Source organism: Mesorhizobium sp. BR-1-1-10 (assembly GCF_020165595.1).
Taxonomy (GTDB): domain Bacteria; phylum Pseudomonadota; class Alphaproteobacteria; order Rhizobiales; family Rhizobiaceae; genus Mesorhizobium; species Mesorhizobium australicum.
Window position 1 is genome coordinate 392226 of the sequence record NZ_JAIUIL010000001.1, and the last position, 26520, is coordinate 418745.

At 60.4% G+C, this 26520-nt stretch carries 22 protein-coding genes; 15 read left to right on the forward strand and 7 right to left on the reverse strand.

Features of this window, described 5'->3' with window-relative positions:
* Positions 1-120: 120 nt before the first annotated feature.
* Positions 121-1278: a hypothetical protein gene (locus tag LB555_RS01765; protein WP_140877331.1), complete on the reverse strand. Its 1158-nt coding sequence runs from the start codon at positions 1276-1278 to the stop codon at positions 121-123.
* 491 nt (positions 1279-1769) lie between these two features.
* On the opposite strand from LB555_RS01765, the gene LB555_RS01770 reads away from it, so the two are divergent.
* From LB555_RS01770 to LB555_RS01800, 7 genes are all read left to right on the forward strand, one after another.
* A complete protein-coding gene (locus LB555_RS01770) occupies positions 1770-3116 on the forward strand; it encodes a family 1 glycosylhydrolase (RefSeq protein ID WP_140877329.1) in 1347 nt (448 codons plus the stop codon).
* Entirely contained in the window at positions 3103-3840 is a 738-nt protein-coding gene (locus tag LB555_RS01775; RefSeq protein ID WP_140877327.1) for an SDR family NAD(P)-dependent oxidoreductase, read from the forward strand. The genes LB555_RS01770 and LB555_RS01775 overlap by 14 nt, the downstream gene beginning before the upstream one ends.
* A 632-nt stretch (positions 3841-4472) precedes the next feature.
* On the forward strand, positions 4473-5528 hold the full coding sequence (locus tag LB555_RS01780) for an ABC transporter ATP-binding protein (protein ID WP_140877325.1): 1056 nt from the start codon (positions 4473-4475) through the stop codon (positions 5526-5528).
* A 39-nt stretch (positions 5529-5567) separates the two neighbouring features.
* On the forward strand, positions 5568-6896 hold the full coding sequence (locus LB555_RS01785; protein WP_140877323.1) for an ABC transporter substrate-binding protein: 1329 nt from the start codon (positions 5568-5570) through the stop codon (positions 6894-6896).
* Positions 6897-7084: 188 nt separating this feature from the next.
* On the forward strand, positions 7085-8020 hold the full coding sequence (locus tag LB555_RS01790; RefSeq protein WP_140877321.1) for a carbohydrate ABC transporter permease: 936 nt from the start codon (positions 7085-7087) through the stop codon (positions 8018-8020).
* A gap of 1 nt (position 8021) precedes the next feature.
* Positions 8022-8918 (forward strand): carbohydrate ABC transporter permease, encoded by an 897-nt coding sequence (locus LB555_RS01795; protein WP_140877319.1) that lies wholly within the window; start codon positions 8022-8024, stop codon positions 8916-8918.
* 83 nt (positions 8919-9001) lie between these two features.
* A complete protein-coding gene (locus LB555_RS01800; protein ID WP_224682182.1) occupies positions 9002-11116 on the forward strand; it encodes a sensor histidine kinase in 2115 nt (704 codons plus the stop codon).
* A gap of 329 nt (positions 11117-11445) precedes the next feature.
* Here LB555_RS01800 and LB555_RS01805 read toward each other — a convergent pair whose 3' ends face one another.
* Together LB555_RS01805 and LB555_RS01810 are read right to left on the reverse strand one after the other, a co-directional pair.
* Complete coding sequence (locus tag LB555_RS01805; protein WP_140877317.1) at positions 11446-11625, reverse strand: hypothetical protein; 180 nt, start codon at positions 11623-11625, stop codon at positions 11446-11448.
* Between the two features lie 527 nt (positions 11626-12152).
* Positions 12153-13250, reverse strand: a complete 1098-nt coding sequence (locus LB555_RS01810; protein WP_140877315.1) for a mandelate racemase/muconate lactonizing enzyme family protein — start codon at positions 13248-13250, stop codon at positions 12153-12155.
* A 170-nt stretch (positions 13251-13420) separates the two neighbouring features.
* Here LB555_RS01810 and LB555_RS01815 point away from each other — a divergent pair, with 170 nt between their 5' ends.
* From LB555_RS01815 to LB555_RS01850, 8 genes are all read left to right on the forward strand, one after another.
* Positions 13421-14170, forward strand: a complete 750-nt coding sequence (locus tag LB555_RS01815) for an FCD domain-containing protein (protein ID WP_224682183.1) — start codon at positions 13421-13423, stop codon at positions 14168-14170.
* A complete protein-coding gene (locus LB555_RS01820; protein ID WP_140877313.1) occupies positions 14167-15786 on the forward strand; it encodes a GMC family oxidoreductase in 1620 nt (539 codons plus the stop codon). Before LB555_RS01815 ends, LB555_RS01820 begins: the two co-directional genes overlap by 4 nt.
* 100 nt (positions 15787-15886) lie before the next feature.
* Positions 15887-16867, forward strand: a complete 981-nt coding sequence (locus LB555_RS01825; protein WP_140877311.1) for an ABC transporter substrate-binding protein — start codon at positions 15887-15889, stop codon at positions 16865-16867.
* Between the two features lie 56 nt (positions 16868-16923).
* Positions 16924-18474 (forward strand): sugar ABC transporter ATP-binding protein, encoded by a 1551-nt coding sequence (locus LB555_RS01830; protein ID WP_140877309.1) that lies wholly within the window; start codon positions 16924-16926, stop codon positions 18472-18474.
* Positions 18471-19475: an ABC transporter permease gene (locus tag LB555_RS01835; protein WP_224682184.1), complete on the forward strand. Its 1005-nt coding sequence runs from the start codon at positions 18471-18473 to the stop codon at positions 19473-19475. Before LB555_RS01830 ends, LB555_RS01835 begins: the two co-directional genes overlap by 4 nt.
* Before the next feature lie 2 nt (positions 19476-19477).
* Positions 19478-20449: an ABC transporter permease gene (locus tag LB555_RS01840; protein WP_140877305.1), complete on the forward strand. Its 972-nt coding sequence runs from the start codon at positions 19478-19480 to the stop codon at positions 20447-20449.
* Between the two features lie 539 nt (positions 20450-20988).
* A complete protein-coding gene (locus LB555_RS01845) occupies positions 20989-21456 on the forward strand; it encodes a hypothetical protein (protein WP_224682185.1) in 468 nt (155 codons plus the stop codon).
* A gap of 173 nt (positions 21457-21629) precedes the next feature.
* Complete coding sequence (locus LB555_RS01850; protein WP_140877303.1) at positions 21630-22877, forward strand: NAD(P)/FAD-dependent oxidoreductase; 1248 nt, start codon at positions 21630-21632, stop codon at positions 22875-22877.
* Positions 22878-22882: 5 nt separating this feature from the next.
* Here the strand turns inward: LB555_RS01850 and LB555_RS01855 are convergent, their stop codons facing one another.
* From LB555_RS01855 to LB555_RS01870, 4 genes are all read right to left on the reverse strand, one after another.
* Positions 22883-24172 (reverse strand): NAD(P)/FAD-dependent oxidoreductase, encoded by a 1290-nt coding sequence (locus tag LB555_RS01855; RefSeq protein ID WP_224682186.1) that lies wholly within the window; start codon positions 24170-24172, stop codon positions 22883-22885.
* Between the two features lie 22 nt (positions 24173-24194).
* On the reverse strand, positions 24195-24878 hold the full coding sequence (locus LB555_RS01860; protein WP_140877299.1) for an amino acid ABC transporter permease: 684 nt from the start codon (positions 24876-24878) through the stop codon (positions 24195-24197).
* Between the two features lies 1 nt (position 24879).
* Complete coding sequence (locus LB555_RS01865; RefSeq protein ID WP_140877297.1) at positions 24880-25575, reverse strand: amino acid ABC transporter permease; 696 nt, start codon at positions 25573-25575, stop codon at positions 24880-24882.
* 120 nt (positions 25576-25695) lie between these two features.
* Complete coding sequence (locus tag LB555_RS01870) at positions 25696-26508, reverse strand: transporter substrate-binding domain-containing protein (protein WP_140877295.1); 813 nt, start codon at positions 26506-26508, stop codon at positions 25696-25698.
* Positions 26509-26520: the final 12 nt, after the last annotated feature.

The window sequence follows — 26520 nt, forward strand, 5'->3', positions numbered from 1 at the left end:
GCGCCTACCCCTTTGTCGAGAGCGTAGGCAGGTCCGATTCCAATCCCGATCATCAGGGCGGCGGCGACGTACTGTTTCATTGCTATGTTGACCTCGGCATACATTCGGCTCCACGTCTGTTCACTGGCGCGGGTCGAGTCCTTTCGGTGGTCGGGTCGGCAGCAATGCGAGGGGAAGAGAGAGCGGGCCCAAGACAGCAGCCTGTTTCTGTTTTTCTCGCGAGCGCGGTTTGCGCCTCGGTTCAACACCTGATCTGGGTGGTGCACGTGCAACCACACCTGCCGGCTTATGGATCATTCGCGAGCGCGCTGCAGCCGCAGGCCGGTTCCTGGTTGCGAGGTCGTCGATTGCCTCGCGCGCGGCACTGAGGCTCAGGGCTAGACCGGTCGCCCGTTCACGTTCTTCTTCGAACGCCGCGCTTAACCCGACCGAGGTCCGGCTTGAAGCGTCGCGCTCCTTGCGAACTACGTCGAGGTCACGGGCAGCTGAATCGGCTCGGTTGCGTTCCAGCTCGAGCGCTTCTCCAGTTTGCCGTAGACCTGCTTCGGCCGTCTCACGGTTCTTATTGGCGTTGGCCAGCTCGACGGCGGCCGCATTTGCGGCTGTCTTGAGGGCCTCGATGGTTCGGTGAGCCGTTGTGAGCTCTTGTCCCAAGAGCTCAACCTTGTGCCGTTCGTCGTCAAGAGCTTGCGTCACAGCAGTCTCGGGGACGTCCTTGGAGGGCTGGGCTGCACCGGCGGCGGGCTTGTCACCGCCCCAGAGAGTGGCTTCGGCCCTGAAGCTTTCGATGGCGCGCTGCGCCGTCTGCAGATCGAGCGAAAGGGCTTCGTCCTTTCGCTGCTGCTCTTTTAGAACTTGTGCTTGCTTGGCTAGCTCCGCTCGTGCGGCATCCAATTCGCGTCGTAACATCTCCTGATTTTCGCCTGGCGGCGTTTGTGCCTCTGCGTCGGGTGCCTGTGCTTCGCTGGGCACCAGCTCTCCAACTGCGTGGGATCCGAATGCCCCTGCCGTTGCCTTGCCGGGCTCTTTGCCGACATCGACGTTGTCCGTAAATGCATCGGACGAACTGTCGCTGGCTGGGAGAGGCGCTGAGGCGTCAGGCGCGCGCTGACTGTGTGCCGGAGATGCGAACAGCAAAACAAGGCATAACGGAAAGAGGGTGACGATGGCCTCCGCCCGCCTTCCGCGCGTCTCGTGCGGCAAAAAAGAAGTCCATCGTCCAATCGAGCTGAACGCATCGAGGAGACAATTCGCCCTCGTGCTCTGCACATGACCCATCGCTGAACCTCGAGACTGCAGCCTCACCGCATTGCATCTCCACCTGTCGAAATTTCCGGTGCCGAGCAAAAGCGCGAAGCGAGCGAAACACCACCGCGCGCGCCAAAGCATCAGTTGGAACCTAACTGGTGGTTCCTCAGTTGCCATCATTCGAACGAACGGGAGATTCGTCCTATAAATGCCTGCCTCGCTTGGCATTCCCCCTTGGCGCCCGTCCATCCAGGCGGAAAAATCAACGATCGCAATCCCACATCGCCTGGCGATCTCGTCGCGTGGATATGTGACGCAATCACCTTCGGCGGCAATCCGCTTCACCCGGGCTCGAACGGCAGGAACTGAACACGCAGGTCCCGCATATAGCTGGCGAGACCCGCCGTCCGTTCGGTACCGTAGTCGCGTATCGCCAAAAGTCGTGCTGACCTGCCGGCCCGGAACTGCGTTGCAAGCTGGACGTTACGAAATTGCTGCAGCTTGGCTGCTCAGGACCTTTGATGTTCAATTTCGTCTTTGCCACCGGCATTGAAAACAGCGCTCCCACGATCAGTGGAGGACGGGAGCGGGTCGACGAAATGGAGAAATGTCGCTTCTACCAGCAATGGCGCACCGACTTCGAGCTGCTGCAGGAACTGGGTCTTCGCTTTCTCCGCTACGGGCCTCCAATTCACAAGACCTGGTTGGGCGACGGACACTATGACTGGACCTTCGCCGATGAGACCTTCGCTGACCTGAAGGCCAGGGATGTTCTTCCGATCGTCGACCTCTGCCATTTCGGCGTTCCAGACTGGGTGGGCAATTTCCAGAACCCGGATTTTCCACGGCTGTTTGAACGTTATGCGCACGACTTCGCAACCCGCTTTCCTTGGATCCAGCTCTACACGCCGGTCAATGAGATGTTCATCTGCGCCACCTTTTCAGCGCGCTGGGGTTGGTGGAACGAGCAACTGAGCACCGACACCGCCTTCGTCACCGCCCTCAAGCATATCGTGAAGGGCAACGTGGTGGCGATGCGGGCAATCCTGCAAGCGAGGCCCGACGCTATCTTCATTCAAAGCGAGTCCTCGGAGTACTTTCACGCCGACTCCCCCGCGGCCATCGGCAAGGCGGAGCGCTTCAATAGCCAGCGTTTCCTATCGCTCGACCTCAATTACGGGCATGACGTCGACGCGCGCACTTATCGCTACCTGCTCGAAAACGGGATGACCGCGCAGGAGTACAGCTTTTTCCTGGAAAATCATTTGCGCAGGCATTGCGTGATGGGCACTGACTATTATCAGACCAACGAGCATCGGGTTTGGGCAGACGGAACCACGTCGGCTTCCGGCGAGGTGTTCGGCTATGACGAAATTACGCGCCAGTATTTCAACCGTTACCGCCTGCCTGTGATGCATACAGAGACAAACATCCGCGAAGGGCCGAACGGGGACGAAGCCGTTTACTGGTTGTGGAAGGAGTGGGCTAACGTGCTTAGGATCCGCAACGACGGCATACCAATCGTGGGCTTCACTTGGTACTCGCTCACCGATCAGGTGGACTGGGATAGCGCGCTGCGCGAGAACAACGGAAGGGTCAATGCGGTCGGCCTCTATGATCTGGACCGCAACCCCAGGGCGGTGGGAACCGCATATAAGGCGCTCATCGCCAACTGGAACAAGCTGCTGGCCACCCAAAGTGTCTGCCTCGCTTTGCCCGTCTTTTTGCCGTCCGAGCAGGACGACCCAAGTGTTCGGGCGCAACAGGACTATGCGCGGGACCTTTTGCATGTGGACCGGATCGCCGAGGCTGGGGCCGAACCGCTGGAACCCTCCAAAGACAAGGTGAAACCCGATGCGCCTGGCTGACAAGAGCGCGATTGTGACTGGCGCCGCAAGCGGCATTGGGCTGGCCATCGCGACCCGCTTGGGCGCCGAAGGCGCCCGGATTATCATCGCCGACCTGGATGAAGGCAGTGCGCAGGCGGCCGCACAGGCAGTCCGAAAAGCCGGCGCGCTGGACACCGCCGTCTCGGTTTGCGACGTTTCAGACGAGATTGCCGTCGGGCAGTGCTGTCAACTGGCCCTCGCGCGATTTGGCAGGTTGGACATCGTCGTCAACAACGCCGGCCTGATAATGTTCAAGCCCATCGAGGCGTTCACCAGCGCCGACTGGCTGAAGGTGCTGAGTGTGGACTTGCTGGGGGCAGTCCATTTCACGCGTGAGGCATTCGCGCACATGACCCATGGCGGCTCGATCGTGAACATCTCGAGCGTGCACGCGCTTGAAACGACGCCGCACGTTGCCCCCTACGCTGCGGCAAAAGCGGCCCTACTGTCGCTCACCCGGTCCACTGCGGTCGAAGGCCGGGCGCGTGGCATACGCGCCAATGCTATCCTGCCAGGGGCCATCGACACACCGATGCTTTGGGAAAATCCGAACATCAAATCAGGCGTCGAATCCATCAGCCCGGAAGATGTGGGCAAGCCGGAGCAGATTGCCGCGGCCGCCGCTTTCCTGGCTTCAGACGACGCCGCCTTTGTCAACGGCGCGGCGCTCAACGTGGATGGCGGCCGGTTGGCACGGCTCTAGACGTGCAAGCGGTATTGCTGCGGCACTGCTAAGGCCAAGTCGCGCACGGATCACCCGCACCGGCGTCGACAGCGCGTGCCTCGGCAGGGAACGATTCCGCGCTCCGGGGATCGAAGACAATCACATTGTCACTGGTTCGGCTGGAGAAAGGCTCAAGAATTTTGCGCCAAGCTGGGCAGCGCAGATTCCACCGCGCAAGCGCTCCGGCAGCGGCGGCGATGCGGACCAATGCGGCGAAGGAGACGGGCGGCATGGATGAGGACGACCGGGCTCTAGCAGTTGACCGCGAGTGCCCTAGTTAGGAGTCGAGCCTCGCCGGCCGAACCAACTTGTCGCCGACCATCAGCGGCCCCCCTAGCCGCCGCCTCGTTCGGCGATACTTGGAGAATCGGAATTGCACAAGGATGAGGCCGCGATGTCCGATGGAATGCTGCGCTTGTCCCGAGCGGCCGAGTGCCTCGAGAAATATTGGAAATCCGATCTAGATCACTCAGTCCGGGGAAGATCCGGCTGTGCTTTACACGCACTGCTGGTAGCGCTACCACTTCAGATGGAGGGCGCAGCAAGACCGAAAGCTGCGTATGTGAAGTGGACGTCTTCCTGCAGGCGTCTCATCGCTCGGGAGGAAATCGATGGCGTCCGTTGCGATCCGCGATGTCTATAAGTCCTTCGGCGCCGCCGAGATTCTGCATGGCGTCGGCATCGAAATAGAAGACGGCGAGTTCGTCACGCTGGTCGGCCCGTCGGGCTGTGGGAAGTCGACGCTTTTGCGCATGATTGCGGGCCTGGAAGGCATCACGCGCGGCGAGATCGCCATTGGTGGGCGCGTTGTCAACGCGGTCGCCCCCAAGGAGCGCGACATTGCCATGGTGTTCCAGAACTACGCGCTCTATCCACATATGACGGTGCGTGAGAACATGGCGTTCTCCCTGATGTTGAAGCGTGTCTCCAAGCGGGAGAGCGATGCCAAGGTTGCGCGTGCCGCGGAAATTCTCAACCTCACGCCGCTTCTGTCACGCTATCCCCGGCAGCTTTCCGGCGGGCAGCGGCAGCGCGTGGCCATGGGCCGGGCGATCGTTCGCGACCCGCAGGTGTTTTTGTTCGACGAGCCCCTCTCCAATCTCGATGCCAAGCTGCGCGTGCAGATGCGCGCAGAGATCAAGGAACTGCACCAGCGCCTGAAGACAACGACGGTCTATGTCACTCACGACCAGATCGAGGCGATGACGATGGCCGACAAGATCGTCGTCATGCATGACGGCAATGTGGAGCAGATCGGACGTCCGCTCGACCTTTATGACCGCCCGGACAATCTTTTCGTCGCGATGTTCATTGGCTCTCCAGCCATGAACATGCTGACAGGGCGCATTGGCGCCGGCGGCTTTGAAGGCAGCTCCGGCGTCGCCGTACCCTTGCCGCAGACGCCGAAAGGCCTGAATGGAGGTCGAGTGGTGCTTGGCATCCGGCCAGAGCATCTGCGCCTCTGCGACCAGGGCTTTCCCGTCACCATATCCGTCATCGAACCGACCGGGTCGGAGTTGCAGATCATCGGCCGCGCGCCCGGCGGCGAAGAGATCGTCGCGAATTTTCGAGAGCGCCACCCGTTTCAGCCGGGCCAAACCGTCAGGCTCGCCGCCGAGCCAAGCCTGGTCCATCTCTTTGACGCAGATACGGGTCGCCGGCTTTGAATATGTCGAGGTCAGTCAATCAAACAGGAGGAAATGGCCATGAGATACACCAGAAGAGACGTGATCCGCACCAGCGCCGGTGCTGCGGCTGCCGGAGCAATCGGTAGCCGGCTGCTTGGCACGTCAGCCTTTGCCCAGGATGGGCCGAAATACACGCCCGAAAAGGGCGCCAAGCTCAGGCTCCTTCGCTGGTCACCCTTTGTCCAGGGCGATGAGAACGCCTGGCTGGCGCAGACGAAGAAATTCACCGATGCCACCGGTGTCGAGGTGCGCGTCGACAAGGAGAGCTGGGAGGACATTCGTCCCAAGGCGGCGGTCGCCGCCAATGTCGGCTCGGGTCCCGACCTGATGTTCGTCTGGTTCGACGATCCCTTCCAATATCCCGACAAGCTCCTCGATGTGACCGATCTCGGAGATTATCTGGGCAAGAAATATGGCGGCTGGCACGAGGGCCCCAAGAGCTACGCCACCAAGAACGGTAAGTTCATTGGGCTGCCGCTAGCTACCATAGGCAACGCCATCGTCTACCGCGAGAGCTGGGTTAAGGAGGCCGGCTTTTCCGAGTTCCCGAAGGACACCGACAGCTTCCTCGAATTGTGCAAGGCTGTGCAAGCCAAAGGCCACCCAGCCGGCTTCACCCATGGCCATGGCGTCGGCGACGGCAACAATTACGCCCACTGGCTCTTATGGAGCCATGGCGGCAAGATGGTCGACGAGAACAGCAAGGTGGTGATCAACAGTCCCGAGACGCTGAAGGCGATCGAATATGCCCAGGCCCTCTACAAGACCTTTATCCCAGGCACCGAAAGTTGGCTCGATGTGAACAACAATCGTGCCTTCCTGGCCGGCGAGTTGTCGGTCATCGCCAACGGTATCTCGGCCTATGAAACAGCCAGGATCAACAAGGACAAGGATCCCAAGCTGGCTGAAATGGCCAAGGACATCCGCACGGCCAGCTTGCCGATCGGTCCGGTCGGCAAGGCGGTGGAGCTTTACCAGGTCACTTCGGCGGTGATCTTCAACTACACGCCCTATCCCAACGCGGCCAAGGCCTATCTGCAGTTCATGTTCGAGGAACCGCAGATGTCGGAATGGATCAAGGGCTCTTCCGGCTATTGCTGCCAGACCTTGAAGGCCTACGACGACAATCCGATCTGGAAGGCCGATCCAAACTATGCGCCCTATGCCAAGGCGTCAGCGACGCTGCGCAACAACGGCTACGCAGGGCCGCTCGGCTACGCGTCCGCCGCGACCATGGCCGACTACGTGCTGGTCGACATGTTCGCCAAGGCGGTGACTGGTCGGGCGACACCGCAGGAGGCAATGGAAGAGGCCGAAAAGCGCGCCAACAGGTATTACCGGGTGTAGTCTGGACGTCTTCTTCCATTCGCGGGGGGAAGACGCTTTGTTTTTCGGTCGAGCCCAGCAGGCGTCGCGACGTGCCGCCGAAAGGCACGCGCCCACAAGGAGAGAGCGCGGACCAATGGGCCCGCGCGCCTGCAGTCCACGAAAGTCGAAGGACTGCTGCAACTCGAGACCCGCCACAGGAGCGTTTCATGGCCGTGACAACCGCCGCCCCGCCCCACCCCTCCTTCTTGTCGCGCATTGCCGAAAGCCGTGGTCTGCTTAGCTTTGGCTTTATGCTGCCGACAGTGGTGCTGCTGCTGGTCTTTCTGACCTATCCGCTGGGGCTCGGCGTCTGGCTCGGCTTTACCGACGCCCGCATTGGCAGGCCGGGCGTCTTCATCGGCCTGGAGAACTATGAATACCTCTGGAACGACAGCGTGTTCTGGCTGTCCGTGTTCAACACGCTTCTCTACACGGTGAGCGCGTCTGTCCTGAAGTTCGCCCTCGGCCTTTGGCTGGCGTTGCTGCTCAACGAGAACCTGCCGTTCAAATCGTTTTTCCGCGCCGTGGTGCTTCTTCCCTGGGTGGTGCCGACGGTGCTGTCGGCGATCGCCTTCTGGTGGATCTACGATTCGCAATTCTCGATCATCTCCTGGGCCCTCAAGCAGATGGGCCTCATCGACCACAACATCAACTTCCTTGGCGATCCGCAAAACGCGCGCGCTTCGGTGATCGCCGCTAATGTCTGGCGCGGCATTCCCTTCGTCGCCATAACGCTGCTTGCCGGCCTGCAGACGATCCCGCAATCACTCTACGAAGCCGCCACGCTGGACGGCGCCGGTCGATGGCAGCTGTTTCGCTATGTCACCTTGCCGCTGCTGACGCCGATCATCGCCATCACCATGACCTTTTCGGTGCTGTTCACCTTCACCGATTTCCAGCTCATCTATGTGCTGACGCGCGGCGGCCCGGTGAACGCCACACATCTCATGGCGACGCTTTCTTTCCAACGTGGCATTTCGGGCGGGCAGCTCGGCGAAGGCGCAGCCATCGCTGTGGCGATGATCCCGTTCCTGCTGGGCGCGATCCTGTTCAGCTATTTCGGCCTGCAGCGACGCAGATGGCAGCAAGGCGGCGGAGATTGAGATGGCTCTGCGCGACCCCAAGGCCAATGCAGCCGGTGGCGACGAAGGTGGCATGAGCTATCTGCAAAGCCTGCCGCGTCGCGTGGTCACGATCTATGTCCCACTGGCCATTTTTGTCATCGTGCTGCTCTTTCCCTTTTACTGGATGACGATCACCGCGATCAAACCCAACGCAGAAATGACGAGTTACGATACATCGAGCCCGTTCTGGGTCGTCCACCCGACCTTGCAGAACATCCGCTACCTGCTTTTCGAGACCTCCTATCCCGGCTGGCTGCTCAACACGACGATCATTGCGGTCGCCGCTACCGTGCTGTCGCTTGTCGCCGCGGTGTTGGCTGCGTATGCGATCGAGCGACTGCGCTTTTCCGGCTCGCGCCAGGTCGGGCTGGCCGTGTTCCTCGCCTATCTGGTCCCACCGTCCATCCTATTTATTCCGCTGTCGGTGATGGTGTTTAATCTCGGGCTTTATGACACGCCCTTTGCCTTGATCCTGACTTATCCGACTTTCCTGGTGCCTTTCTGCACCTGGTTGCTGATGGGCTATTTCCGTTCCATTCCCTTCGAACTGGAGGAGTGCGCCCTCATCGACGGCGCCAGCCGCTGGCAAGTGCTAACCAAGATCGTGCTGCCGCTGTCCGTACCAGGGCTGATCTCGGCGGGTATCTTCGCCTTCACGCTGTCGTGGAATGAGTTCATCTACGCCCTCACGTTCATCCAGTCGTCCGAGAATAAGACCGTGCCGGTGGGCGTGCTGACCGAGCTGGTCCGCTCCGACGTTTACGAATGGGGTTCGCTTATGGCTGGCGCCCTGATCGGCTCGCTGCCGGTGGTGATCCTTTATTCCTTCTTCGTCGAGCACTACGTGTCGTCAATGACCGGGGCGGTCAAAGAGTAACCCACGGCAGTGACCGGCGGCCATGGCACCTTATCGCGTGCGCCACGGCGCACCGGAAGCATTATATTCGCTCGAACTAACGCTTGCTGTTCGTCGCCCGCCGATTATGGTTGAGGGTTCCTGAGCCGGCACGGGATATGGACTTGCCTCGTCGATCAGTTCGATCGCATCTGCTTGCTTTGACCGCCGCCGCAGTTGTCCCGGTGTGGCTGTTTGCCGGCTATCTGCTGGCCCAATATGCCCTGCATGAACGATACCGTTTTGAGCAGGATGCCGTGCAAACGGCTCGCCAGGTGTCGCTCGTTGTAGAGGGCGAGCTGGCAAATCTCCAAACCATCCTCGACGGCCTGTCCAAATCCGCCGCGCTCGCCAGTGGCGATCTGCAAGCCTTTCACCGGGAGGCGCTCGATCTTGTCCACGGGACGGACCGGACGATCGTCCTGCGCGATCTTGGCGGCAATCAGCTGATGAACACCGAAATAGGCTACGGTGCCGCCTTGCCGTCCGTCGCACCTATAGCTTCTGTCGAGCGCGAGAAACTCAGCCGTTCCGGTGTTTTCGTCAGCGATGTCTTCAGCGACAAGGGCTCGGGCGAATACCGCGTGGCGGTTGCCATTCGGGTGCCCGCCCCGAAGGGGGAGGACCTGCTTCTTACGCTTTCTGTGCCGACTGCCCGGATCCGCGATGTTTTGATGCCGGCGGTCCCGCAAGGATGGACTGTGGGCGTGGGAGATCGCGACGGAAACTACGTTGCACGTTCCAGGTTGCACGACGAATGGACCGGAAAGCGCGGATTGCCCGAATACGTGGAAAAGATAGTCGGGCGCTCGGGCTCATTCACGTCACGCAACTTCGAAGGGGAGACGCTGCTGGCGGGCTACTACAGGTCTCCGGACTCTGATTGGTTTTACACAGCAAACGTGCCGCTTGCAGCAGCGCAGGCGCCGCTCTGGCGCTCGCTGGCGGCGATCTGCGGGATAGGTCTCCTGTCGCTACTTGTTTCGGTTGCTCTGGGATATTTCGTCGGCAAGGGATTCACCCGGGCCACCGCTGAACTGGCGACACGGGCCGAAGCGTTGGGTCACGGCCGCAGCGTCGAAGCCTTGCCGACCTCGGTTACGGAGTTCGCTGCGATCGCCCAGGCGATGGTGAATGCAGAGCGGGCGATCGCCGAACGGCGCTACGAGTTGGAGGCGGTGTTGGAGACAGCGCCGGCGGCAGTCTGGTTTACCTATGATCCGAAGGCTCTTCAGGTCATCCGCAACCGCTTCGCGGCAGAACTCATGGGCCTGCCAACCGACGCGCACAAATCCTTCGGCAGCCCCGACCATGTTATCGACACGGTGGCCGTCAAGGACGGGCACATAGTGAGCCGCGAAGACCGCCCTCTTAGCCGCGCCATGCGCGGGCAGCTGACGGATCACGAAGAGTTCGTCTACACGTTGCCATCAGGTGTCGAGCGCCTTCTGCTTTCCAGCGCACGTCCAATCCGCAACCCCGGTGGCGGCATTATTGGGGCCGTTCAAATCAGCCTCGACATAACGGAACGCAAACGCGGCGAGGAGCAGCTCAAATTGCTGACCAATGAGCTGAACCATCGCGTGAAGAATATCCTTGCCGTGGTTCAGTCCATTGCCGCCCAGACACTTCGCAACGCCACAAGTCTGCCTGAAGCTGGACGCACGCTCTCCAGCCGTCTCGTCTCGCTAGCCAAGGCCAACGATCTGCTTATTCAGCAGAACTGGAGTGGCGCCGACGTCAGGGATCTGATTGCCACATCCGTCAGCTCACACGCACCGATCGACCGCTTCAGGGTTAACGGCGAGTCGGTCTGGCTATCACCGAACGTCGCTCTCTCGGCCGCTCTGGCTTTTCATGAGCTTACGACGAATGCGCTCAAGTATGGAGCACTGTCGAACGAAACCGGCACGGTGTCCATTCATTGGAAGCTTGTTGGTCAAAAACAGCATCGCTGGCTCGATCTGGAATGGCGCGAACGGGGAGGTCCGCCCGTCGAGCCGATCGAGCGAAAGGGATTCGGCACGCAGCTCCTCGAGCGCGTGTTTGCGTCCGGCACGTCCGGACGCGTCACACTGAAGTTCCACAAATCGGGACTGGTCTGCACCATGCGAATGAATGCTGCGTCTGAGGTTAATCCCGCGGTGGACAACGACGACACCCACGGAGGCGAAATGTAGAGATCTTCCCAGCGAAGCTCTTCCAGCCGCGCAGGAACATTCGCCGCGAAATATCAACCCGTCTTGCGCATGGTCCGGTCAACCGCCCAATGCGAAGCATCCCCGATTGCCAACGGCCCGCCGGATGAATTGACGACCGCGTCGGGGCCAAGGTTGCGGTCGCTCAGATCGCGGACAAGTCAAACAACGCCGGTAAAGGTACGAACGATTGAAGAGAGCGTCACGCCGACTTCGATCTGGTCGCCAGGATCCGTTGAAGTTCATGGTTCTTGCAAGCTTGCTGGGTGCGAGATGCGAATCGTGCCACCCTGAAGGGATTCAGTCGGCATCTATAGCGCTTCTCGTAATATGCGAATGTCGGCCTCGATCTTAATAACCACGCTCTTCAAATAGCCGCGCTCTTGAAGAGCGAAACCATAATGCTTGTCGTCTTCCGGGATTGCTTCGAGGCGAAGGATCGCGGCGATTATGTCATCCCGCACCACGACTAGGCTCTTGATCGGGTCCATCTCACCCCCAACGCTTTGCGCTGAGCATATCGGAGTTTTGGCCGGATCGCGACGGCGAGTTTTTTGCCGCCTAAGTTTCGAGGTGCCCCTTTGCTCTGACTTAACAAGGCTGGTTGTGCGGTCGCCGACTTCGCTGGTGGCCTGCTTTGCGGTCGCGCTACACGTCTTCGGCACGAGGCGGCCCGGTGTCAGTGTTCCAGCCTGTCGGAACAGGAGCTCTGGTTCAACCTGGAGACGGTCCTTGTCGTTGATGAAGCTGGAGAATTCCTGCTTTCCGCCCGCTCTTTGAAAAGCGTCCTTGGCGATGTGACTTGGTGAAGGCGGGCGGACAGCCGGGCCGTGCCTGAGGGTATCGAAGTGGCCGGCGCCGGGTGGGAGCTGGGTGGCGGGTTGGCGCCGGCCGAGCGGAATCAGGTCCGCCGCGAAGGCAATATCGCCCGCATTAAGGCGCCTGCATATTACGTGAACGCGCAGGTCCGCACTAGCGCCAACTGCAATTGCTACGGGAAGCGTTCACCTACGCCCAACTAAGCGGCGTTGGCTGCCGATAATTTTTCCCAGTCGAACACCACACCCACGCCCGCCTCGTCGGGTGCCACTGCTAGCCCGCCATGAAGCACCAAGGGCCTGGTCGTATAGGAGTCGATGTCAAAACTGTGCGCTTCGACCCACCCGGCGTTCTCCTGGCCGGCGACGAGGCTGACGTGCAGTTCCTGCATGCCGTGGCTGCACACCGGCACCCCGGCCTTGCGTGAACGGTGAGCGACCCGCAGCCAGCCGGTGACGCCACCGCAATTCGAGGCATCCGGTTGGATATAGGACAGCCTCGACCACGCAAAGGCGTGCTCGAACTCCTCAATCACGTGCAGATTCTCTCCCATCGCGAGTGGCATGCCAGTTGCGTGCGCGATGGTCGCGTAACCTTCATAGTCGTCTGGAATGATAGGCTCCTCGAACCATAATATGTCATAGGGCGCGAACGCCTTTGCCGCTTCGATCGCGCGCGGAACATCCAGCGCGTAGTTCGCATCCACCATCAACGGCGTATCAGGTCCGATACGCTCCCGGACGGCTTTCACGCGGGCAAGATCTTCGGCAAGGTTGTCCTTACCGACCTTGATCTTCACTGCCGTGAAGCCTGCCTGGAGATAAGATTCGATGTTGGACAGGAGCTGATCAAGGGTGAGATTCAGGTCGATGCCGCCGCGATACACCTTCGCAGTTCGGCCTGCTCCGCCTGCCATCTTCCAGAGCGGAATGCCCGTCCGCAGGCCCTTGAGATCCCACAAAGCTATATCGACCGCCGAAATTGCAAAGGAAGCGATGCCGCCACGCCCGACATAGTGAATATGCCACAACATGCCGTCGTAGATCGCATCGATGTCAGCGGCCTCGCGCCCAAGCAAAAAGGGCGTCAGATCACGCTCGATGAGGGCGCGGATGGCATGGCCGCCCTTGCCGCCCGTGTAGGTATAGCCGGTACCCTCGCTGCCATCAGTAAGCCGAACGGTCACGGTCACCAGTTCGAAATGTGTGTGGGCGCCGTGCTTGGCATCGCTCATCTCTTCGCGCAGTGGCACACGGAACAGCCGTGTCTCGACGTCCTGGATTGCCGTGCTGCTCACATCGGAGTCCTCATATGCGCGCCTCATTTGGTACGACCATAATTGCATCAGAAAGGGCTATGCTGCAACCTTAAAGCATCGATCAGCCGTTTTGGTCTGACTAAATGTCGTAGCTGCTTGTGCTTTGGTCCGATTTGCGCCTTAATGGAGGAGCGACATGGAGATCAGGCTTGCTGCAGGCGGAACAGCATCGGGGAGTGCCGGCGATGGTCGGATCTGCTCGCGCGGCCGACATCATGGTAGCGGGCATCGAGCGCGACATCATTTCCGGAAAGCTCGGTGACGGCAGCTATCTGCCGGCTGAGCGGGAACTCATGGCGCAATACGACGTGGGTCGTGGCGTGGTGCGAGAAGCAATCGCCCGCCTGGCAAGCCGGGGTCTAGTCGAAGCGCGCCCCCGCTTTCGCCCGGTGGCCCGTCGTCCGGGGCTCGATACGGCCCTTGGCGCGCTGGAAGGCATCGTCGGCCATTTGTTGATCGATCAAGCCGGGGTGAAAACCTTGTACGACACGCGCGTTTTCCTGGAAGCGGCCTTGGCTCGCAGTGCCGCGATCAGCGCCCGCAAGGACGATGTCGCAGCGCTCAGGGCGGCCCTTGCGGTGAACGAGGCCGCGATACCGGACTCCGAAAACTTCTATGCCACCGACGTTGCGTTTCATGCGGTTCTTTACGACATCGCACGCAACCCCGTGCTGCCCGCCGTGCATAAGGCGTTTACCGCCTGGCTCTCGCCGCATTGGCTGCGCATGCCCAGATCGCCTGAGCGCAATCGGGTAAATTTCCTCAGCCATCGTGAGATCTGCACGGCGGTCATCGAGCGTGATCCCGATGGTGCCGAACGGGCTCTGCTCAACCATCTTGCCTCGGCATGGGAATATGTCCGCGGAACGTTCGAAACACCTGACGGACAAGAAGGATGAAGAGGTCCTACGATCATATTGTCGTGGGCGGCGGAGCATCGGGCTGCGTTGTAGCGGCCAGGTTGGTTAGAGCGGGCCGGCGGGTTCTCTTGCTGGAGGCTGGGCATTCGCACCGCCATCCGCTGCTCGACATGCCGCCCGGTATTTTTAAGATGATCAACGGCTCAAAATTCATGAGCTATCATCGCACCGAACCTCAGGCGCACCTCGACGGCCGCGTACACGAAGTCTCGCAAGGCAACGTGCTGGGTGGCGGTACTTCGGTCAACGCCCAGGTCTACATGCGCGGCCGGCCCGCAGATTATGACGAATGGGATGAATTGCTGCGTGGCAACAATGCCGGCATCCGCTGGAACTGGCAGGCCGTTTTGCCGCATTTCACCGGCATGGAAGGCAACAACCGCCTCGCCGGCGAGTTGCACGGAAGCGCCGGCCCCCTGCTCGTCTCCGACCCCGGTCATATCGACGATGTTTCGCGCTGGTTCGTGCAGGCACTGCAAGGGTTGGGACTGCCCTACAACCATGACTTTAACGGAGCTTCGCAGCGCGGCGTAGGCTTCTACCAGTTCACGAACCGTGGTGGAAAACGCAGCAGTGCCGCCTATGCGTTCATCGAGCCTCTAGTTCGTGATCCCAGGCTCACCCTGAAGCTGAATTGTGCGGTCAGCCGCGTGCTGATTGAAAACGAGCGCGCCAGAGGAGTCACCTATGTGGATTCCTCTGGCACAGAACACACCGCCTATGCCGACGCCGACGTGATTATCTCATCAGGCGCGCTGATTTCGCCGAAACTTCTTATGCTGTCGGGCGTCGGCCCCGCCGATGCGCTTGCGCAGCATGGCATCGCCTGTACCGCCGACTTGCCCGGGGTTGGTGAGAACCTGATCGATCATCCAGAGGTGCCGATCATCGCCACCACCAACGGATCCTATGGCTACTTCAAGCAGGGCCAAGGCTGGCGAATGGTCAGAAACGGTCTGCAGTTCAAGCTTTTCGGCACCGGCACGATCTTGTCTGCTGGGGTCGAGGCGGGAGCTTTCGTCAATCCTGCCGATCCCGAAGGCGAGCCGACGATCCAAGCATTTTGCGTGCCGCACGTATACCTGGACCGCGACATTCTTACTTTGGTCGCCAACACGTATGGGCTGACCGTAACAACGGTGGTTGTGAAGCCAAAGTCGCGCGGCTTTGTGAAGCTTCGCTCGGCCAATCCAAAGGACATGCCGGTGGTTTCTCCTCATTTGCTCGCACACCCAGAGGACATGAAGGAGATGATCTCGGGCCAGCGCTACTTCCTCGAGGCATTCCGCACGAAACCGCTGGCCGATCGCGTCAAGGCCATAGCCGTGCCGGCAGGCAATGAAGATAGTGACGAGGCTTTGGCGAAGCACTGCAAGCGGTTCGTCAAGACGAACTACCATCCGGCCGGGACCTGTCGAATGGGGCCTGACAGCGATCGAATGGCGGTACTGGACGCTGCAATGTGCGTGCGCGGGATTGACAATCTGCGGGTCGCGGACATGTCGGCCTGTCCTAACATCAACGCCGGCAATACGGCCGCGCCGGCGATGATGCTGGGCGACCGCTGCGCCGACTTCATCCTGGAAGCGGCATGACGTCCAATGGAAATCCAAAGATAAACGGGCAGCCGCGAATGCAAGGTTAGTGAGGAACATTCACAGTCGTCAAAAAAACGACAATCAAGGAGGAAAGAGCATGATCATTACCCGTCGGAAATTGTTGATAGGCTCCGCCGTTGGCGCTGCGGCACTCACGCTGGGATCGCGGGCCTTCGCGGCGCTTCCGCCACTTGCCAAAAAGGACAAGTACAAGGTCGGCTTCGCGCAGACCGAAAGCAACAATCCCTGGAGGCTGGCCGAGACCAAGAGCATGCACGACGAGGCCGCGAAGCTCGGCCATCAGTTGGTCTACACGGACGCAGCCGGGTCGTCTGCAAAGCAGGCCGCCGACGTAAACTCGATGATCGCACAAGGCGTCGACGCTATCTTCTTGCCTCCGCGCGAGGACAAACCGCTGGTGCCCGTCATACTGGCCGCCCGCGATGCCGGCATTCCGGTCTTCCTGATCGATCGGGACGTCGACCATACCATGGCAAAGCCCGGTGAGGACTATGTCTGCTTCATCGGTTCCGATTTCATCGAGGAGGCAACCCGTATCGGCGAATGGCTGCTCAAGAACGCCAACGGAAAATCGAAGATCATCGAACTCGAAGGCACGACTGGCGCGTCGGCAGCGACCGACCGAAAGAAGGGCTTCGACGATTTCATCGCCAAGCACTCGCAATTCAAGATTTTGGCGTCCCAGTCGGGCGACTTCGCCCGCGACAAGGGCCGCCAGGTGGCCGAGACGCTACTCCAGGCGCATCCCGACGCGGACATTATTTATGCCCACAATGACGAGATGGCCCTGGGGGCCATTGCCGCCTTGGAAGCTGCCGGCAAGGCCCCGGGCAAGGACGTACTGATCTTGTCGATCGACGGGGAAAAAGAAGGCGTCCAGGCGATCATCGACGGCAAAATCGGCGCTATCTGCGCATGCAGCCCACTGTTCGGGCCGAAGGCGTTCGCAACCATGGCCGACTACGCCGCCGGCAAGAAAATCCCGCCCTTCATCAAGAACGAAGATCACTTCTTTGACGCCACCAACGCCAAGAAGGATTTCGACATCGCGTTTTGATTGCACTTTTCAATGGCCTGTCCACATCCGCGGGCAGGCCGTTCGGAGTTTGGCCCATGACCGCTCAGCCGGTTGAATCCGCTCGGTTGCTTTTGGATATGCGCGAAATCCAAAAGAAGTTTGCCGGCATCCCGGCGCTGACCGAGGCCACGCTTCAGGTCCGTGCGGGGGAAGTCCACGCCCTCATCGGCCAGAACGGGGCGGGGAAATCCACCCTGATCAAGGTGCTTACGGGGTACCATCGCAAGGAAGCTGGCGTGGCGCTTTTTCAAGGCCGTCCATTCGAGGCCGGCTCGCCGCACGAGGCGCAGCTCAGCGGCATAAGCACCATCTACCAGGAGGTCAATCTCGTCCCGCTGCGCTCAGTGGCCGAAAATATTTGCCTTGGTCGTGAGAAACGCCGCTACGGCCTGTTGGACTGGTCTGCCATGAACGCGGATGCGGAACGCCTGCTCAGCCGGTTCTCGATCCTCATTGACGTGCGCCGTCCGCTCGGCAGTTTCAACACCGCCACCCAGCAGATGGTGGCGATCGCCCGAGCAACCGGCTTTTCGGCCCGGCTCGTCATTATGGACGAGCCGACCTCTTCCCTTGACGAGCGTGAGGTTGCGGTTCTGTTCAACGTGATCCGGCAGTTGAAGGCCGAGGGCGTCTCCGTCATTTTCGTCAGCCACAAGCTCGACGAACTCTACGAGGTTTGCGATCGGGTTACGATCATGCGCGATGGCCGGACGGTGCGAAGCGCTGAGATGGAGGACATCAGCAAGCTCGAGCTGGTGGCGGCGATGCTCGGCCGCGATGTCTCCATGGTCGAGGGTCACGCAACAGCCTTCGGCGAGCGCGATCGTTCGAAGATAGGCGATGTGCTGTTTTCCGCCCGCGGCCTTGCCGCCGGGCAGTCGGTACGAAGTGTAAGCTTCGACGTACGCCGTGGTGAAATTGCCGGCTTTGCGGGCCTGCTTGGCGCCGGCCGCACCGAAACCGCGCGTCTTGTGTTTGGGGCCGACCCCCTCAGCGCCGGTGACATGACGATCGATAACGCGCCTTACCGCCCTGCCGGCCCGGCCGATGCCATCGCCGCGGGCATGGGCTTCTGCACTGAGGACCGCAAGGCCGAGGGCATCGTGCCGGAGATGACGGTGGCGGAGAATGTCACACTCGCGCTGCTGCCGAAGATCAGCCGCAACGGTGTCTTCAACGAGACACGGCAGCGTGAAATCGTCGAGCGGTTCATCCGCGAACTTGGCATCAAATGTTCCGGCCCGAACCAGAAGGTTCGCGAACTCTCCGGCGGAAATCAGCAGAAGGTCCTGCTTGCCCGCTGGTTGGCGATGAATCCGAAGCTGCTTATCCTTGACGAGCCGACACGCGGCATCGACGTCGGTGCAAAGGGCGAGATCCAGCGTCTCATCCGACGGCTAGCCGACGAGGGCCTGGGAGTTTTGATGATCTCCTCTGAACTGGAAGAAGTCATTGAGGGCGCGGACCGCATTTTCGTCTTGCGCGAAGGTATCAGCGTGGCCGAGCTAGAAAGCGATGCCGCCAACGAAAAGGACGTCATCGCGGCCATGGCGCATGGCGGTTCACCGACGGAGGTGGAAGCGTGACCGAGCTGGCGAGACCATCGACGGCTAGCGGCACCAGGACGCGCGGCTTCGACCTGTTCGGCTTTCTGGCACGCTACGGAATGGTGATCGCGCTGACGCTGCTAATGGGCTTCAATCTTGCCTACACCCAGAACTTCGCGACGATGCAGACGCTCAACGTTAATCTCACGCAGGTCTGTACAATCGTCATCGTTGCGGTCGGAATGACGCTGGTGATCGCAACCGGCGGCATCGACCTCTCGGTCGGGTCGTTGATGGCCATCTCCGGCGCGCTGGCTCCGATGATCTTCATGGGCAAGATCTTTCCCATTGGCAATATTTATGTGGCGGTGACGCTTGCCATGATCGCGGCGATCCTTGTTGCCAGCTTGTTTGGTCTCTTCAACGGCTGGTTGGTCGCCCGCTTCCGCATCCAGCCCATAGTGGCAACGCTGGTGCTGTTCATCGCCGGGCGAGGGATTGCGCAAGTTATGACCAATGGCAACTTGCAGACGTTTCGCGTGCCACAATTCCAATGGATCGGGCTTGCCCGCCCGTTCAATATACCTGCTCAGGTCATGATCATGATCATGCTCGTTGCGGTCGCGGCTTGGGTCCTGAAACGCACCGTGTTCGGACGCAGTATCCTTGCGGTCGGCGGCAACGAAAAGGCTTCTGAATTCGCAGGCATTGACGTCTCGAAAATCAAGCTGGCGGTCTATGCCACTAGCGGGAGTTGCGCGGGGCTGGCGGGACTCATCGTCATCGCCATCAACTCCTCAAGTGACGCGAATCTTGTCGGGTCGGGCATGGAGCTGGATGCTATAGCAGCGGTCGCGGTCGGCGGAACGTTGCTCAGCGGCGGCAAGGCAACTATCATCGGTACCCTGCTCGGCGCGCTCACCATCCAGCTCGTTCGTTATACCCTGCTTGCCAACGGGGTGCCCGACGCCGCGGCGCTTGTGGTCAAGGCGATCATCATCGCACTTGCTGTATGGCTACAGCAGCAGCACCGGACATAGCCGTGAACCGCGCCCATCTCGTCCGCATCATCGGCACCTACGGTGTGCTGCTCGCGCTTGCGGCGCTCGTTCTGTTCGGATTCCTACGCTATGATCGCTTCCTGGGCTTCTTCAACGTCATGAGCGTCATGCGCTATAATTCGATGTTCGCGCTCGTTGCCCTTGGCATGTGCTTCGTCATCATGACCGGCGGCATCGACCTGTCCGTTGGCTCCGTAGCCGCCTTGGGCAGTGTAGCCTCCGCACTGGCCAGTCCCTTTGGGATGCTCCCCGGCCTCGCGGCCGGGGTAGGCGTCGGGCTTGCCGCAGGGCTGATCAATGCCTTCCTTATCACCCGCGGCAAGCTGATGCCATTCATTGCAACCCTCGCCACGATGCTGGCAGCCAGCGGCTCTGCCCTGCTGCTTGCTGGCAATCAAACCGTCTCGGTGTCCTACGATTCAGGGTTCACAAGCATTGGCCAAGGAAGTTTCTGGATGTTTCCTGTCCCGGCGGTGATTGCCGTAGCCGCCTATGTGATCGGCTCCGTCGTCTTGAACTACACCAGCGCAGGACGCACGGTGCTGGCAATCGGGGGTGGCGAGGACGCCTCACGCTTAATGGGACTGCGCACTGACCGGGTCAAGTTTCTCGTCTATGTCGCGAGCGGCGGCCTTGCGGGGTTGGCCGGCGTCATCCTTGCCTCGCAATTTGGCGCCGGCCAACCGATCGAGGGCGTCGGCTGGGAACTCTTCGCCATCGCGGCGGTGGTCGTGGGCGGGACGCTGCTCACCGGCGGCTCGGGCTCGGTATTGACCACGCTTGCTGGCGTCCTCCTGCTGGGTATCCTTTTCAACATCTTGAACTTTGAGAATGGCATGGGCTGGATTTCGCTCTCAGCGTACTGGCAGTCCGTAATTCGTGGGCTGTTCCTGCTTGTCGTCGTCCTTCTTCAAGCGAGGCTGGCGGGAAAGCGTGTTACGGCCGCGTCGTAAGAAGGACCGCGATCGTGGATGCTTGCGCAACTTACCCCGCGACGCTCTGACCACGGGCTGAGGACCGGTTGCCGTGGATCTGTCACAGGGGCCTAGTGGACGCGAAGTTTGAGCTAGGGTGCATGCAAGTTGGCTGTTGAATGTGAGGCGATTTGCGCCATTCTGTGCTCCTGCGGAAAACAGGAGTCCGAGGACGTGGCCTCCTTCAATTCTGCCGAGATCATGATCCTGGTCGATGCCTCGCAGCACGTGCTCATGCTGGAGACGGGGCACACGTCAAATCGATCCGTCGCAGAAACGGATAGTAAGGCGTGGTACTCGGAGATCCGCTAGCCTGATCGATGCTCATGCTTTTTAGACTGTGATGGCAAAATTGCGGGTTCAAGTCCCCGGGACGAGGTCTGCGGGGCCACAGGATGACTTGACGGACACGCCGCGTTTCTGGTGGCTGCAGTTTTCACGTGGGGTGTGCGCGCTTACGTTTTGCCATGCTCGTCCCTTCCTTCATGCACGTCGAGAACGCCGTCGAGGTTCGTGCCTTGCCGATCACCGACGAAACGGCTGACCATTGGTTCTATTGGTTACCCCGGATCATCGGCGTCTTCGCCTTCTTCTTCGCCGCCTTTAACCTCTTGCCGGGTCTCGGGATCGATCATACCGGAATGATGGTCCTGCCTCTGGGCGCCGATTTCGTCCTGCTGCTGCTCTTGCTGCTAGCCGTCTGGCGTCGGCCAAGAACACGGCGAGACGGCGGGCACGGTCACACGGCAGCAAGATGGCTGTTGACAGCTTATTTGATCGTTCTGTTCCTGGAGCGCATAGCCGGCCTTTATATACTCTCCTGGTTTACCTTCGCCGCAATCGTCTTGCCGTTGGCAATCGTGCTCGCACAGCGCGGGGTCAATTTCGTCCTGCGGCGAAGGTCCGAAGATGCCGGCCGGCCGACGGCCTTTACGATGCTGCCGGCGCTGTGGTTTTGGGAATTGCCGAGAAGGCGCTGGCGCTGATTACCGTTCTGCTCCATTGCAGCCAGACACGAGCGCAGCGGTCGGCCAGGTAGCGCCAAGCCCTTCCGCTGCGATTGCAATCAGAAAACGGCGGCCCTGTCGTCCACGCTTGACAACGGTCCCCGAATTTACGGTTGTGCACTTGAACTCGATTGAAGCAGGTGAGCGTCCACATGCCGGAATTTGGCAAGGAAGTGGCAATTATTGGAGCGGGCATCGTCGGCGCCAGCGCAGCTCTTTATTTGAAGCGGGCAGGCCTGAACGTCACCGTCATCGACCCGTTGCCGCCCGGCACTGCGACGTCGTTCGGCAATGCCGGAATGGTGAGACATGACTGCAATGTGCCTGTAGCAATCCCTGGAATGCTGAGGCAAGTGCCAGGCTGGCTTACCGATCCGTTGGGGCCGCTGGTTTTGAGGCCTCACTATGCGTTGAAGGCAGCACCTTGGCTGCTTCGATGGATTCGGGCCGGACGGATGGACATCGTGAATAGGGCAGCAGACGCCCTACTCAACCTCCACAAGGGCAACCTCGGATGCTATCGTGATTTGGTCGGCGGTCCAACATTCGAAGCCCTGATCCGCGAGGTAGGCGGTATCCAGGTCTGGGAAAGCGACGCCGTTGGTACCTCCGACCGCATCACTGCTGAAATTAACGAGCGGCAAGGCGTCGTCACCGAACCGTTGGCCCGGTCGGATTTGGAGCGCTTGCTGCCGGGTATTTCAAACATTGCAAAACGCGGGCTCCTCTATCCCCACAACGCCCACACGATCAATCCACATCGCTTGGTCATGGCCATTGCTGACAGGGTGCGGCTAGCCGGCGGTGTGTTCGAAGCGGAACGCGTGCTGAAGATCATCCCTCGCGATTCCGCCGGCTACACGCTTATGACGAACACAGCTAACCGAAAGGCGGACGCGGTGATCATCGCCGCTGGCGCCTGGTCGAACCGCTTGCTCAAGCCGCTTGGTGCGGAATTGCCGCTCGAGACTGAACGTGGTTACCACCTGATGATCCCTTCCCCGTCGATCGAGTTGCCGATGCCGGTGCAGATGAAGAACCGGGGTTTCGCGCTGTCGCCGATGGAACATGGCCTGCGGCTTGCCGGCACGGTCGAGATTGCCGGCCTGGAAGCCCCACCTGACGAACGGCGTTCCGAAATCCTGCTCACCCATGCTCGAGCGTTGTTTCCGGACCTGAAGGGCGGAGAGCCGACGAGCTGGATGGGCTTCCGCCCCTCCCTGCCTGACAGCGTACCGGCGATTGGCGAGGTGCGCGGACATCGCTCCCTATTTGTCGCGACGGGACACGGTCACACGGGTATGATCGGCGGCGGCTCGACGGGACGGCTGATCGCCGAACTCGTCACCGCCAATCGGACCCACATTGACCCCGCGCCTTATTCGCCTAGCCGTTTTTGAAACGCCTAAGCAACGCGCACTGAGCGGCGTTCGCGCAAGAAATCCGTGCCTTGGTAGGCCCAGTAAGTCAGTTGAACAGCCGCAGTGCCGAACAGGCCGCCGTTCCACAGAAAACCGAAAGGCGCAAACGCGCGATAGCGGTCGCTCTCGCCGGCAAGTGCCTCGGCAACCACCCGTACGCCGATCGCGGTGGTGTTGAGACCATGGCCGCCGAACCCGGTACACGCCCACACACCCGGCATAACCGGTCCGATCAGCGGCATCAGATGTCTTGCATAAGCCATCAGTCCCGACCATGCCATATCGATCTTCAAGCTCTCTAGTTGGGGGTAGGTCGCGACCATTTCTCGCCGGATCACGGCAGCGATGTCGCGCGGATCGGTGGTGCGTGTGGTTATCCGCCCACCCCATAGCAGCTTCCCGTCAACCACGCGGTAGTAGTCGCCGGCGCGCCGGCCATCGCTGATCCCTGATTGCGTACGGATCGCGGTTGCGATCAATTCGGGCGCCAGTTCGCTCAGCACGACGTATGTGGCGATCGGCAGGAAGGTGCGGCGCAAAGCCGGGAGCACGCGGTCGGTATAGCCGCCGCCGGCGAACACGACGCTCGCGGCGCTTACTTGGCCTTCGGGCGTGCGTATTATTTTTTCCGCGCCAGCGAGATCGGCGGAAACCGCAGGCGTATCCTCGTGGACGGACCCACCGAGGCGAATAATCTCGCCCGCCAGCGCGCGGGCATAATTCAGCGGGTGGAGATGGAATGAGGCGTCGTCCAGGAGGCCTTGATGGTATTTACTCGATAGCAACAGGCTGTGTACTTCCTCTCGGGAAAGCAAGCGCAACTGGCGCCCGAACTCAGTCTCCTGTTCGTCGCGCTGAGCCTTCAGCGCCTCGCTATTTTCGTAACGCGACACACGCAAGATACCGTGCGTGACACGCGCATCGGTGATGCCCAGGTCGCGGATCGCGTCGGAGACCATGGCGACGCCTTCCATGGAAAGGCGAAACAGCATCTTGGCATGTTTGCTACCGACACGCCTACGGATTTGGTCGCTGCGCGCCGCCCAACCCGGAGACACGAAACCGCCATTGCGGCCGGACGCACCCCAGGCAATTCGACGAGCCTCAAGAACAGTCACCGAAAGCCCGCGGCGGGCAAGTTCGAGCGCAGCCGTTAGTCCGGCGAGGCCGCCGCCGACGATGCAGACCCTGGTGTCATGCCGGCCAGACAGCACGGGGTAGGAAGTCTCTGATGTGAGCGTGCGTCTATAGTAGGTATCGACATAGGGCGTCATTGGATCCGCCGGCCACGCTGGCTCAATCGAGGTTGATGAAACGGGTGCCGCCGACCTTACGCTCTGCCCAACGCGTGAAACGCAGGACCGGGTAGCAGTAGGCGAAATAAACCAGTGCGATCACGCCGTAGATGAAAAGCACGTCGCGCGGAAACCGCATGATCGAAATCTCACCCTGGCGCGTCAGCTCCGAGATGCCGATCACCGAAAGAATGGCTGTGTTCTTGATGATGTTGACATAGACGCCACTCATCGGCGGTACGGTCAGCTTCAAGGCCTGCGGCAGGACGACGAGGGCGAGTATCGGAACGCGCTTGAAACCCAGCGAGGTGGCAGCCTCCCACTGTCCCTTGGGAACAGCGTCGATAGCCCCCATCACGATCTCGGCGACATAGCTGGACGTATAGACGGAGAGCGACACGAACGCCGCCATCTGCGAGCTCCATTGCAGTGCGGCAATACTAGTGTTGGGCAGCACGAAATAGAAGACGTAGAGTTGCACCAGGAACGGTGTCCCGCGCAGCATGTGGATATAGAGGCCGAAAAGCTGGTGGATTACCGGCACTCGTTGGCTTCGCACGACGCCGATCAGGAAACCCAGCACAGAGCCGACGACGATTGCAATGAGCGAGACCCAAAACGTCTGCACGAAACCGGTCCACAAGAACGGCAGGATCGCGACGACTATCCCAACATAATGTTGCATTCTATTTTCCGTCGTTCCACGCGGGGCCCGCGAGCCAGCGTTTGACAGTCCATGACAAGCCCATCATCACGGCGTAGATGGCGAGATAGCCGGCGGCTATGGTGAGGAAACTCTCGTTGGGCCGCACCCTTTCGCTATTCAGCAACAGGCCAGCACTGAGGAAATCAAACACTGCAATGATCGAAAGAAGCGAGGTGTCTTTAATCAGCACTGCAGTCTGGCCAAGAAGGGGCGGCAGCGTATTGGCGAATGCCTGCGGCAGGACGATGTATCGCAGCCGCTGCAGATAGGTCATGCCAACGGCCTTGCCGCCTTCGATCTGTCCCCGGGAAACCGACGCGATGCCACCGCGCACGATCTCGCTCATATAAGCGGCATTGTGCAGCGAGAGCGCCATGATGCCGAGCGTCATCTCGCTCCAGCGGCCGGTTTCGGGGACCAGGATCGGCAGACCGTAGTAGATAAGATAGATCTGAACCAGCAGCGGGGTCGCCATAATGAACGCGACATAGCCGGCTACCGGGCGCCATAGAATCGCGCGGCTCGACATGCGGCAAAGTGCCAACGCTGTGCCAAGTATGACGGCGGCAATGAGGCTGACAGCCGCCGCGAAAAGCGTGTTTTCAAGACCCTCCGCGAAGCGCCCGAGATACTGTTCGACGATGCGATAGTTGTAAAACTCGAGGACGAAGTTCATCCGGTTTCCGCGTTGGGGTCAGGCATTGGCCGCCGAGGCGACCAGCCAGATCGCTGGCTATGCGCAGAAGGGGCGTCGATCGAGGCGGCGCAGGATCGCCGCGTCGATCGCTTCCAGGCGCTATTTGTGATCCTTCTCCCAGGCGTCGGAGGTCCACCAATAAGCCAGCAGTGTCTGCAGCGAATTGTCGGCGGTCTTCAGCTCGACATAGTTGTCCAGCCACATTTTGAGGTGGAAAGCGTTAGGCCGGGTGGCAAAGGCCAGTGGCTCCCTCGTCATTGTGCCTTCGAGCGGCTTGAGGTTTTCGAACTGACGCACGTAGGAATTGTAGTCCTGCCCCCCGACCATCGCGTCGACCCGCCCCATCGTCAGGGTCTGCGCCACCGCCGGGCCGCCGCCTGCAAACACCTTCAGCGTCGCCTTCGGTAGATATTTGGTCACCGCATCGGCGTAGGTACTACCTTGCAGCGCCGCCACCGTCACGCCTTCCTTGTTGAGGTCCTGCCACGTCTTGTACTGTGAATCCTTTGCAGCAAAAGCCAGCGTGTCGTTGAAGAACATCGGCCGGGAAAATAAAAGCTGCGCCGCTCGTTGCGGCGTTGGGGTCATGTCGCCGGCAATCATGTCCGCCTTGCCGGCCAGAAGCGCTGGAATGAGGCCCTTCCAGTCATAATCCTGAAACACAACCTTGACGCCGAGATCGGTTGCCATCTGCTTGGCGAACTCGACGGCGAGACCGGTGCGTTCGCCGTTTTTGTCGACGAAGCTGACAGGCGGGCCTTGTGTCTGGACTGCCACGACCAGTTCCCCCCGCTTCAGGATATCGTCCATTTCGTCGGCTCGTGCGCCGCTCGCCAGCGTGAACCAGGCTGCCACGATCACGGCCAAGCTCGCTGCCGCGCCGGCCAATCTGTTCTTTAAACTGCTGTTCATTTTCTCTCTCCC

Bases quoted from the DNA above. Each gene is read 5' to 3' on its own strand.
- LB555_RS01870 (WP_140877295.1), bottom strand. From the start codon at position 26,508: ATGAACAGCAGTTTAAAGAACAGATTGGCCGGCGCGGCAGCGAGCTTG.
- LB555_RS01850 (WP_140877303.1), top strand. From the start codon at position 21,630: ATGCCGGAATTTGGCAAGGAAGTGGCAATTATTGGAGCGGGCATCGTC.
- LB555_RS01770 (WP_140877329.1), top strand. From the start codon at position 1,770: ATGTTCAATTTCGTCTTTGCCACCGGCATTGAAAACAGCGCTCCCACG.
- LB555_RS01795 (WP_140877319.1), top strand. From the start codon at position 8,022: ATGGCTCTGCGCGACCCCAAGGCCAATGCAGCCGGTGGCGACGAAGGT.
- LB555_RS01790 (WP_140877321.1), top strand. From the start codon at position 7,085: ATGGCCGTGACAACCGCCGCCCCGCCCCACCCCTCCTTCTTGTCGCGC.
- LB555_RS01855 (WP_224682186.1), bottom strand. From the start codon at position 24,172: ATGACGCCCTATGTCGATACCTACTATAGACGCACGCTCACATCAGAG.
- LB555_RS01820 (WP_140877313.1), top strand. From the start codon at position 14,167: ATGAAGAGGTCCTACGATCATATTGTCGTGGGCGGCGGAGCATCGGGC.
- LB555_RS01780 (WP_140877325.1), top strand. From the start codon at position 4,473: ATGGCGTCCGTTGCGATCCGCGATGTCTATAAGTCCTTCGGCGCCGCC.
- LB555_RS01775 (WP_140877327.1), top strand. From the start codon at position 3,103: ATGCGCCTGGCTGACAAGAGCGCGATTGTGACTGGCGCCGCAAGCGGC.
- LB555_RS01805 (WP_140877317.1), bottom strand. From the start codon at position 11,625: ATGGACCCGATCAAGAGCCTAGTCGTGGTGCGGGATGACATAATCGCC.
- LB555_RS01865 (WP_140877297.1), bottom strand. From the start codon at position 25,575: ATGAACTTCGTCCTCGAGTTTTACAACTATCGCATCGTCGAACAGTAT.
- LB555_RS01825 (WP_140877311.1), top strand. From the start codon at position 15,887: ATGATCATTACCCGTCGGAAATTGTTGATAGGCTCCGCCGTTGGCGCT.
- LB555_RS01830 (WP_140877309.1), top strand. From the start codon at position 16,924: ATGACCGCTCAGCCGGTTGAATCCGCTCGGTTGCTTTTGGATATGCGC.
- LB555_RS01765 (WP_140877331.1), bottom strand. From the start codon at position 1,278: ATGGGTCATGTGCAGAGCACGAGGGCGAATTGTCTCCTCGATGCGTTC.
- LB555_RS01860 (WP_140877299.1), bottom strand. From the start codon at position 24,878: ATGCAACATTATGTTGGGATAGTCGTCGCGATCCTGCCGTTCTTGTGG.
- LB555_RS01785 (WP_140877323.1), top strand. From the start codon at position 5,568: ATGAGATACACCAGAAGAGACGTGATCCGCACCAGCGCCGGTGCTGCG.